At 59.7% G+C, this 9,775-nt stretch carries 9 protein-coding genes; 3 read left to right on the forward strand and 6 right to left on the reverse strand.

What is annotated here, in order from left to right; genetic code table 11:
- Positions 1-7: 7 nt before the first annotated feature.
- The 3 genes from CSQ93_RS16735 to CSQ93_RS16745 form a co-directional block, all read right to left on the reverse strand.
- Complete coding sequence (locus tag CSQ93_RS16735; RefSeq protein ID WP_099379004.1) at positions 8-568, reverse strand: DUF934 domain-containing protein; 561 nt, start codon at positions 566-568, stop codon at positions 8-10.
- On the reverse strand, positions 561-2,249 hold the full coding sequence (locus CSQ93_RS16740) for a nitrite/sulfite reductase (protein WP_099379005.1): 1,689 nt from the start codon (positions 2,247-2,249) through the stop codon (positions 561-563). The genes CSQ93_RS16735 and CSQ93_RS16740 overlap by 8 nt, the downstream gene beginning before the upstream one ends.
- Before the next feature lie 81 nt (positions 2,250-2,330).
- Positions 2,331-3,104, reverse strand: coding sequence for a sulfite exporter TauE/SafE family protein (locus CSQ93_RS16745; RefSeq protein ID WP_034782225.1), 774 nt, complete (start codon positions 3,102-3,104; stop codon positions 2,331-2,333).
- 160 nt (positions 3,105-3,264) lie between these two features.
- Here CSQ93_RS16745 and CSQ93_RS16750 point away from each other — a divergent pair, with 160 nt between their 5' ends.
- The 3 genes from CSQ93_RS16750 to CSQ93_RS16760 all read left to right on the forward strand — a co-directional run bounded on the left by CSQ93_RS16750 (position 3,265) and on the right by CSQ93_RS16760 (position 6,060).
- Positions 3,265-4,206 carry a CysB family HTH-type transcriptional regulator gene (locus tag CSQ93_RS16750; protein ID WP_034751505.1) on the forward strand — a complete coding sequence of 314 codons (942 nt, stop codon included), beginning with the start codon at positions 3,265-3,267 and terminating at the stop codon, positions 4,204-4,206.
- A gap of 61 nt (positions 4,207-4,267) precedes the next feature.
- Positions 4,268-4,918, forward strand: coding sequence for a class I SAM-dependent methyltransferase (locus tag CSQ93_RS16755; protein WP_099379006.1), 651 nt, complete (start codon positions 4,268-4,270; stop codon positions 4,916-4,918).
- A 194-nt stretch (positions 4,919-5,112) separates the two neighbouring features.
- Entirely contained in the window at positions 5,113-6,060 is a 948-nt protein-coding gene (locus CSQ93_RS16760) for a porin (protein WP_046682561.1), read from the forward strand.
- A gap of 46 nt (positions 6,061-6,106) precedes the next feature.
- Here the strand turns inward: CSQ93_RS16760 and CSQ93_RS16765 are convergent, their stop codons facing one another.
- The 3 genes from CSQ93_RS16765 to CSQ93_RS16775 all read right to left on the reverse strand — a co-directional run bounded on the left by CSQ93_RS16765 (position 6,107) and on the right by CSQ93_RS16775 (position 9,567).
- Entirely contained in the window at positions 6,107-7,297 is a 1,191-nt protein-coding gene (locus CSQ93_RS16765) for a PAS domain-containing sensor histidine kinase (RefSeq protein WP_099379007.1), read from the reverse strand.
- Between the two features lie 150 nt (positions 7,298-7,447).
- Entirely contained in the window at positions 7,448-8,206 is a 759-nt protein-coding gene (locus CSQ93_RS16770; protein ID WP_035825940.1) for a LytR/AlgR family response regulator transcription factor, read from the reverse strand.
- Between the two features lie 68 nt (positions 8,207-8,274).
- Positions 8,275-9,567, reverse strand: a complete 1,293-nt coding sequence (locus CSQ93_RS16775; RefSeq protein ID WP_099379008.1) for a sensor histidine kinase — start codon at positions 9,565-9,567, stop codon at positions 8,275-8,277.
- Positions 9,568-9,775: the final 208 nt, after the last annotated feature.

Here is a 9,775-nt window from a genome sequence, read left to right on the forward strand (position 1 = left end):
TTGGTCCTCAGATGCCGGCCGCATTGTCGAGGTCAGGATTCTGGCCTTCGCGCTGGTGGCGGCGGAACAGCGGCGATTTTTGATCCCACGAAGCCTGGTAGGTTTCCGAAAAGACGGACAAACCTTTCAATGCGTCATGGATGCTGCGGTCGGGGCGTGTCGCATACGCATCGAAACCGACGCGGTGCATCGAAAACAGCTGGTCGCGCAGCACGTCGCCGATGGCGCGCAATTCACCCTGGAAACCCAGGCGGGCGCGCAGGTTGAAGGCGATGGAATAGCCGCGGCCATCCGTGAATTTCGGGAAGTCCACGCCGATGACGGGCAGTTGCGCCACGTCAGCCGCCAGTTCTTCCGGGCGTTCGTCGCTGGCCAGCCACACGCCGATGTCGGGCAGGCGGGCGGCCAGGGTCTCGCGCTGGGCTTGCCATACGGCCAGGGGCACGATGACCTTGCCTGCAGGCACGACCACCGTTTCCGGCGTGTCGGTTTCATCGAGGCGCAGCAAGCCCCAGGTATTCGGCACCACGGCGGCGTTCTTGATGATTTCTTCGCGTACTTCAAACATATTCGTCTTCTCCCACCAGGTTGCCGACGGTGATCGGCGTTGCATATACGTGTTCCTTGAACGGCGCCAGGCCCAGGCGCTGGGCCGTATCGACGAAGCGCTCGCCTTCATGGCGGTCGCGCACATAGACGTGCAGCAGGCGGCCGATGACTTCAGGCATCTGCAGGGAAGAGAACGATGGTCCGATGATCTTGCCGATGGCCGCGTTGTTACCTTGCGCGCCGCCGATCGACACTTGATACCATTCGCTGCCATCCTTGTCGACGCCGAGGATGCCGATGCTGCCCACGTGATGGTGGCCGCAGGCATTGATGCAGCCGGAAATATTCAGTTCGATCTCGCCGATGTCGTGCTGGAAGTCGATGCTGTCGAAGCGTTCCGCGATGGCGGCCGCGATCGGCAAGGACTTGGCGTTGGCCAGCGAGCAGAAATCGCCGCCGGGGCAGCAGATCATGTCCGTCAGCAAACCGATGTTCGGCGTGGCCAGGCCGTGCGCCTTGGCTTCCTGCCACAGTGTGAACAGTTTCGACTGTTCCACGTCGGCCAGCACCAGGTTTTGCTCGTGCGTCACGCGCAGTTCGCCAAAGCTGTAGCGGTCGGCAAGATCGGCCACGAAGTCGATCTGCTCGGCCGTTGCGTCGCCGGGCGGCACGCCGGTTTTCTTCAGGGACAGCACCACGGCCACGTAGCCGGGGCGCTGGTGTGGCTTGACGTTGCGCGCCAGCCAGTTCACATACGCCTTGTTGTCCGCGTGTTCCGCCTTGTAGTCGAGTTCCGGCAGGGCCAGGTAAGCAGGTGGATTGAAGAAGTCCGCCACGCGCTGCATTTCCTCGGCCGTCAATGTTTCCGGACCATCCTTCAAGTCGACCCATTCCGCTTCCACCTGGCGCGTGAATTCTTCCACGCCGATGGCTTTCAGCAAGATCTTGATGCGCGCCTTGTATTTGTTGTCGCGGCGGCCGTGCAGGTTGTACACGCGCATGATGGCCTGGATGTAGGTCAGCAAATGCTGCCACGGCAAGAAGTCGCGCACGACGCTGCCCAGGATCGGCGTGCGGCCCATGCCGCCGCCCGCCATCACCTTGAAGCCGACTTCGCCAGCGGCGTTGCGCACGGCCGTCAAGCCGATGTCGTGCACGGCGATGGCGGCGCGGTCTTCCTCGGCGCCATTGATGGCGACCTTGAATTTACGCGGCAGGGCGATGAACTCGGGGTGGAAGGTGCTCCACTGGCGCAACACTTCCGCGTACGGGCGCGGATCGATGATTTCATCGGCCGCGACGCCGGCGAACGGGTCCGATGTTGTATTACGGATACAGTTGCCGGACGTCTGGATCGCGTGCATTTCCACGGATGCCAGATCGGTCAGGATATCGGGAGTCTGTTCCAGCTCAATCCAGTTGAACTGGATGTTCTGGCGCGTCGTGAAGTGGCCATAGCCGCGGTCGTACTTGCGCGCGATGTGCGCGAACATGCGCATCTGCGTCGACGACAGCAAGCCGTACGGCACGGCGATACGCAGCATGTAGGCGTGGCGTTGCATGTACAGGCCGTTTTGCAGGCGCAGCGGAATGAATTCCTCTTCCGTCAGTTCATTGGCGATACGGCGCGCAACCTGGTCTCGGTACTGGGCGATGCGTTCTTTGATGATGAGGTGGTCGTACTGATCGTAATGGTACATATCAATTCCTAAAAAAGCCGGGGTGCTGGAAGATTGCCTGGGATTATGTTCTTGATACTGCTCTTGTCACTTGTTCGGTAATTAATAGATTAGCTTCACTGCCACGCCGGTCAAGGTCATCGCCAGCAACACTCTTAAAAACTTTTCCGGCACGGAGCGGGCGACCCAGGAACCCAGGGTGATGCCGGGCAGGGAGCCGACCAGCAAGGAGGCCAGCAATTCCCAGTGGATGGAACCGAGCCACCAGTGGCCCAGGGCGGCGATGGCCGTCAGGGGCACGGCGTAGGCGATATCGGTGCCCGCCACTTCGGCGGAGCTCATGCGTGGATACAGCATCACCAGCAAGGTTGCGCCGATGGCGCCGGCGCCGATCGACGAGACCGTCACCAGCACGCCCAGCACGGCGCCGGAAATAATGGTCGCGGCGGCAAGCTTGTTGCCTTGCAATTGTTTCTCGGGGTGCGCATTGATCCAGGCCAGCATGCGGCCCTTGAAAATCAGCGCCACGACGGTCAGCAGCACGGAGCCGGCGATCGAGTAACGGATGATCTGGCCGATTTCCGGGGACAGGGTGCCGAACGACTTCAGCGCCAGGGTCGCGATGACGGCGGCGGGCAGGGCGCCGATGCACAGGCGCTTGACGATATCCCAGCGGATGGTGCCGCGCAGGCGGTGCGTCAGGGTGCCGGCGCTCTTGGTGATCGAGGCGAAGGCCAGGTCGGTGCCCACCGCCACGGAAGGCGGCACGCCAAACAGCAGGGTTAACAGCGGCGTCATCAGCGATCCGCCGCCCACGCCGGTCATTCCTACGAGTAATCCTACGGCAAATCCTGAGACTATATAAGACAAAGTCATGCTTGCACCCCCAAAGTACCCGCAATAGTAATAAACTTAAGGTTTAATCCAAACTACTTAGTACGCATTTGCTTATATGCGATATGCGTATATGCATGAACGCAAAATCATGGGTGGGGCGGAAACTCGGCAAATCACGGCAATCTAGGGCAAACCAGCAATGAATCTCCATCAACTGCGCTTCGTGCGCGAAGCGGTCCGGCAGAATTACAACCTGACGGACGCCGCCAAGGCCTTGTTTACGTCGCAACCGGGCGTATCGAAAGCCATCATCGAGCTGGAGGAAGAGCTGGGCGTGGATATTTTTACGCGCCACGGCAAGCGCATCCGCGGCTTGACGGAGCCGGGCCGCCTGGTGCTGGAGTCCGTCGAGCTGATCATGCAGGAAATCGACAGCATGAAACGCATCGGCAAGGAATTCGCGGCCCAGGACAGCGGCAGCTTTACCATTGCCACCACGCACACGCAGGCCCGCTACACCTTGCCCAAGGTGGTGCAAGCCTTCATGCTGAAGTTCCCGAAGGTCAGATTGTCTTTGCTGCAAGGAAATCCGCGCCAGATCGCCGAGATGGTGCAGCGCGACCAGGCCGACCTGGCCATTGCCACGGAATCGATCGCCGCCATCGATGGCTTGATCACCTTGCCATGCTATCAATGGGAGCACGTGGTGGTGGTGCCGGTCGACCATCCGCTGCTCAAGTCGAAGTCCGTGACCCTGGAAGAAATCGCCGCTTTCCCCCTGATTACCTATGACAGCGCGTTCGCCGGACGCAACAAGATCGACCACGCTTTCGTGCTGCGCGGCCTGAAACCGGACATCTTGCTCGAAGCCATTGATGCGGACGTGATCAAGACTTATGTCGAGTTGGGCATGGGGATTGGTATCATAGCGGGTATGGCCTTCGATGCCGAGCGCGACAAAGGCTTGCGCGCCATCCCTGTCGGCCACCTGTTCGGCATGAATGTGTCGCGTGTGGCCGTCAAGCAAGGCGCGTATTTGCGCAGCTATATTTATACCTTTATCGAGTTGCTGACACCGACCCTGAACCGCAAGCTCATAGAGCAGGCCATGAGCGGCGATAAAGAGCACTACGAACTATAACAATGCAGGAAGTCGGCCGGGCGAGTTGCCTGGCCAAGATTATTTAAGAAGAGAAGAAACAATGATTACCGATCAGCTTGCCAAATATTACGCCACCATCGCGCAGCAGTATGAGCGCGTCTATGACAAGCCAGAACGCCAGGAAGACCTGGAAGTGTTGCGCGACAAGGTCGCCGATGTGCTGGAAGGCCACACCGTGCTGGAACTGGCTTGCGGCACGGGTTACTGGACGGAAGTGGTCGCCGAATCGGCCGAGTCCGTGCTGGCCACCGATATCAACGATGAAATGCTGGCGCTGGCCCAGGCCCGCGGCTTGCCCGACAACGTCACATTCGCCAAGCTCGACGCATTCAACTTGCCCGATGATCTGCTGGGCAAGTTTACGGCCGTGTTCGCAGGTTTCTGGTGGTCGCACGTCAAGCGCGAAGACCAGGATAAATACCTGAAGCAATTGCGCAGCAAGCTGGGCAAGGACATCATGCTGGTGCTGATCGACAATTCCTATGTCGACGGCAGCAGCACTGTTATCGCGCGCACCGACCTGGAAGGCAATACGCACCAGTTCCGCACGACGGACGCGGGCGAGCGCTATGAAGTGCTGAAGAATTTCCCATCGGATAGCCACCTGCGCAAGAAGTTTGCCCACTCTGCCCGTGAAATCCGCATGAAGCGCCTGGAATACTACTGGCTGCTGAGCTGCCGCCTGAAATAAAGTTGCAACGGCAACGCAAGCCGCCCTCGGGCGGTTTTTTTTCGCCTGTTGTTTTTATCTGACACGATGTTGTGCAAAAAAACAACATCTTGTCGATGTCATATTGTTGAAGTATTTCGTTGGCATGATTCGGTTCAGCAGCTAAGCAGCTCAGCAGCAGCTCAACTTGTCCAACCTAATGTAGAGAATCTCAAGTGAAAAAAATTACTCTGGCAGCATTGATCATCGGCACCTTCGCAGCAGCTACGGCACAAGCACAATCGAACGTCACCGTGTATGGCCTGGTTGACCTCGGTATTGCCAAGACCACTGGCCAGCCGACGGTACAACGCGAAAACAACGCGTCGCGCCTCGGTTTCAAGGGGACGGAAGATCTGGGTGGCGGCCTGTCCGCAATTTTCAACCTGGAAAGTGAATTCCTGGCTGACACCGGCGCGCAAAAAGGCGTGTTGTTCGACCGTCAAGCTTACGTGGGCTTGAAAGGCGCGTTTGGTACCGCCATCCTGGGCCGCACCAAGAACCTGGTCGATGGCACCATCGCCCGCGTCGATCCCTTCAACACCTACGGCGTGGTCGGCAAGAACAATGAAACCCTGCTGCGTTCGGGCGTCGGCTCGTCGCGCGTCAACAATGCCGTGACCTACAACAGCCCAAGCTTTGAAGGTTTCGTGGGCAGCCTGCAATACGTGCTGAGCGAAGTCAACAGCGCTGACGCAGGCGTGATCGGCCTGGCAACTTACGACAACGGCCCGATCAGCTTGCACGCCGGCTACGAAAAAGCCGTGCAAGCAACGGCAACGGCCGCCAAGCCGGACCTGTGGTCCATCGGTGGCGGCTATAAATTCGGCCCGGCCAAGATCACGGCCGCCTACTCGAAAGGCGACACCAAGGTTGCCACGACTGGCGAATTCAAGTCCTACCTGATCGGCCTGAACTACACGGTTGGCGGCGGCGATGCCAAAGTGTCGTATGGCAAGCAAGAGCAAAGCAACAACAAGTTCAAGGATCAGGACACCATCAAGGAGTTCGGCGTTGGTTACGACTACCACCTGTCGAAGCGTACCGACGTGTACGCTTACGCTGGCCGCGAGCGCGTCAAGTCGCTGACCTCGTACCAGATCGGTCTGGCACACAAGTTCTAAGCAGTATTCGATGTGACGAAGTAGAAGGCGCCTGCGGGCGCCTTTTTTATTGCATCGCCGCTGCTGCCGCTTCCGCATGCATGGGCAGCGAGATTTCGATGCGTGTGCCGCCCAGTTCGCTATCGGCGCCGATATGGATGCTGCCATTCAAGCCCCACACCCGCTCGCGCATGCCCAGCAAGCCCAGGGCCGTGGCTTTTTCCAGGTCGTGCTCGGCAATCCCGCGACCATCATCCTGGATGGTGATGGCCAGCGAGGAATCGATGCGGTGCAGGGCGATGGTGATGTGGCTGGCCTCGGCATGGCGCGCGATGTTCGTCAGCGCTTCCTGCACGATGCGGTAGATGGCCGTGCTGCGCGCATCGTCGAGCACGAGGTCGGCTTCGTCGGCCAGCAAGTCGAAATGGATGGCGCGGCGCAGCAGGAAGTCGTGGCGCAGTTTTTGCAGCGCAAAATACAAGCCCCCTTCATCGAGCGCGCGCGGACGCAGGTTGCTGGCGATGCGCCGCAATGAGGTGATGGCCGTCACCAGCAAGCCATCCATACTGTGCAACAACGCTTGCAGGGACGCGGTGGTGTCCGTGTGCTGGCGCACCAGAGTCAGGTCGACGCGCAAGGTGGCCAGCAATTGCCCCAGATCATCATGCAGTTCACGCGCGATATGCTTGCGCTCTTCTTCGCGGATCGATTGCAGCGCGCTCGACAATTCGCGCAGTTGCGAAAAGGAGCGGGCCAGTTGTTCATGCATCTGCTGGCGCGCGCTGATGTCGCGCACGATGATGGTAAACACGCTATGGCCGTCTTCCTGCATGGCCGAAAGCGAGCCTTCGAGGGGGAACATGACGCCATCGCTGCGCCGGCCCGTCAGGGTGTAGTCGGTGGCGCGCCGGCCCGTCAGGCGCAGTTCCTGGCCGATGTCGCCAAACGGCGGATCGCCCTCGTGCGTGCCCAGGTCGCCCAGGGTACGCAAATCGCGCAGGATGTAGTGGCCCAGGCGCATGCCGCGCATGCCGGCCGGCGTGTCGTCGAACAATCTGGCTGCCGCCGCGTTCGCGTGCAGGATGATTTGCCCGCTGTCGATGCTGATGATGGCGTCGCTGGCGCTGTCGATGATGGCCTGGCCACGCGCCTGCCGTTGCCGGCGGGCTTTCAGCGGAGGAAACAAGCACAGCAAAAGCGCTGCCGCCATGCCGAGCGGCAGGATGCGCAGCAGTGTGGAACTGCCTCGGTCAGGCATGGGATTCTCCTTGCGAACGTGAACGAAGGCAGGCAAGACAGGACTTGATGTAGCCTATGCCTGTTGGGATGGCGTGGCTTGATGTGGCGCAGGAAGGGGAAAGAAGAGGGCAAGCGCCGCGCCGGCCTGGGCCGGGCGGCGGCGGGAGGCTTACATTTGCTTGAACAGGTGCAAGAAACTGCGGCTCACTTCGAGCTTGTCGGACTTGCCCTTGATGAGCACCAGGTGGCGGCCGCGGATATCGCGCGTCACGCCTTCGATGGCATTCACGTTGACCAGGGTGGCGCGGTGGATTTGCCAGAACAGCGAAGGATCGAGCTCTTCTGCCAGGTCGCGCACGGGCTTGCGGATCAGCGCCTCATACTTGGCGGTCTGCACGCAGGTGTATTTCTCGTCGGAACGGAAGAACAGGATCTCTTCCACGGGGATCATGCGCAAGTCCTGGCCGATGCTGGCCTGTATCCATTGCAAATAGGTGGGCTTGGCCGTGATTTTTTCCGCCAGTTGCGACAGCATGGCCGTGACGCTGCTGTTGACGTCCAGGGCCGGCTTGTTCAAATGCGTTTTCAGGCGCTCCACGGTGACCAGCAAGCGCTCATGCTCGGGTGGCTTGAGCACATAGTCGACGGCGCCCCGCTCGAAGGCTTCGACGGCGTGGCTATCGTAGGCCGTGACGAAGACGATATGCGTCTTGCCACCGATCACTTGCGCCGCTTCCATGCCCGTCTTGCCCGGCATGCGGATATCGAGGAAGGCAAAGTCCGGCTTGAGTTGCTCCACCAGTTCGATCGCTTCGTCGCCATTCTTGGCTTCGCCGATGATTTCCAGTTCAGGCCAGGCTTGGCCCAGGCGCAGGCGCAGCTGGTCGCGCATCAGTCTTTCGTCGTCGGCAATAATAGCGGTAGGCATAGGTCTCAAGTGTGAACAGGCGAAGATTGATTATTCAATGATTTAGCGTTTTTATCAACTACTCTGTCTTATTTGGACAATTGATATGGCACTTCGATCACGGCGCACACGCCGGACGGTTGATTTGGCGTAATGGTCAGGCTGCCCTCGTCACCATGCAGCAGCTTCAGGCGCTCACGGATGGTGGGCAAACCGAGGCCCGTGCCATCGCTGGGCACCACGCCAAAGCCGAGGCCATCATCGGTCACCGTGACGCGCAGCTTGCTGTGCGCCACTTCGGCCACGATGCGCAGGGTGCCTCCCTCCGGTTTGACTTCCAGGCCGTGCTTGATGGCATTTTCCACCATCGATTGCAGCATCATGGGCGGGAAGGCGGCGCTGCGCAGGCCGTCGGGAATCTGGAAGTCGACGGTCAGGCGTTCTTCCATGCGCATTTTCAGCAGATTCAAATACGCTTGCACCATGTCCGCTTCACGGCCCAGGTTGGTAATCAGGGCGTTGTCGCGCATTTGCGGCAGTACGGCGCGCAAATACTGGATCAGGCTGCGCTGCATCTTGGCCGCGCGTGGCGGATCGACCTGGATCAGGTGTTCGACGGAGGCAAGCGTGTTGAACAGGAAGTGCGGCTCGACTTGCGCCTGCATCATCTGCATCTTCGCTTCGCTGAGCTGGCGCTGCATGGATTCCCGTTCGGCCGCTTCATTTGCCGTGACGGTTTCCGCCTCCGCCCGTTTCTTGCCGCCGACCAGGGCTTTCATGGCGAACAGGGCCAGTACCAGAAGGGACACAAAGCTCTTGAACCAGGTCGAGGCTTGCTGGTGATAGCGCGACACTTTTTGTTCTGCCGCATCATCGACCGCTTCTTCGATGGCATTCGACAACTCTTCGCCGATTTGCGGCGGCAGTTCGATGTGGACTTCTTCGCCCGAGGCATTCGTCGTTACTGGGTAGCTGGGCTTGGCAGGGGCGGCAGGTGGCTCGGGTGGTTCCGGCGGCACGGTACTGGCCTGTGCGTCCGCCTCGGCGGCATCAGCCGGATCGCTGGCGGCATCGGCCGCGCTGCTGCGGCGGTTCTTGCTGCTGCGGGGATTGAAATGGATGCCCGTATCGTCGATCAGGATATTGGTCTCGCCCGAACCCTTGCTGCTGCGTTTATGCGACTTGATGACCACTTCTTCGTTCGGGCTGGACGAGAAAAGCTCATCTTGCAAAATGGAACCGGCGATCAGGGCCAGTGCAGCGAACAGGAAAAATTTCCACCAGGACAGTTGGGTGACCCAGGTCGTCGTCGCGTCGAATGCCCGTTGCAACCAAGCAAGGATGGTTTTCAACAATTGGGGCAGGCTGGAAATCGGAAGCATGGTGGCACTTTCAAGTACAAGAGTTAATCGACGCAGCGGGCAAGTTTAACCCCTTGTTGAGTAGCGTCAGAGTCTGATGTTGCCACTGTGCCTAAAGACCACGAACTACGCCAGCCGATTGCGACAGGCTGCACAAAAAGGCGCTTGAAGTGAAGACTATGCTTGCTGGGCGGCGAGGGCGGGAAAATAGCCCTTGCGGGGTGGGCGG

The organism is Janthinobacterium sp. BJB426 (genome assembly GCF_002735705.1).
Classification (GTDB): domain Bacteria; phylum Pseudomonadota; class Gammaproteobacteria; order Burkholderiales; family Burkholderiaceae_D; genus Janthinobacterium.

Excerpts from the sequence above, each read along its gene's own strand:
- CSQ93_RS16735 (WP_099379004.1), bottom strand. The coding sequence starts at position 568 with ATGTTTGAAGTACGCGAAGAAATCATCAAGAACGCCGCCGTGGTGCCG.
- CSQ93_RS16740 (WP_099379005.1), bottom strand. The coding sequence starts at position 2,249 with ATGTACCATTACGATCAGTACGACCACCTCATCATCAAAGAACGCATC.
- CSQ93_RS16745 (WP_034782225.1), bottom strand. The coding sequence starts at position 3,104 with ATGACTTTGTCTTATATAGTCTCAGGATTTGCCGTAGGATTACTCGTA.
- CSQ93_RS16750 (WP_034751505.1), top strand. The coding sequence starts at position 3,265 with ATGAATCTCCATCAACTGCGCTTCGTGCGCGAAGCGGTCCGGCAGAAT.
- CSQ93_RS16755 (WP_099379006.1), top strand. The coding sequence starts at position 4,268 with ATGATTACCGATCAGCTTGCCAAATATTACGCCACCATCGCGCAGCAG.
- CSQ93_RS16765 (WP_099379007.1), bottom strand. The coding sequence starts at position 7,297 with ATGCCTGACCGAGGCAGTTCCACACTGCTGCGCATCCTGCCGCTCGGC.
- CSQ93_RS16770 (WP_035825940.1), bottom strand. The coding sequence starts at position 8,206 with ATGCCTACCGCTATTATTGCCGACGACGAAAGACTGATGCGCGACCAG.
- CSQ93_RS16775 (WP_099379008.1), bottom strand. The coding sequence starts at position 9,567 with ATGCTTCCGATTTCCAGCCTGCCCCAATTGTTGAAAACCATCCTTGCT.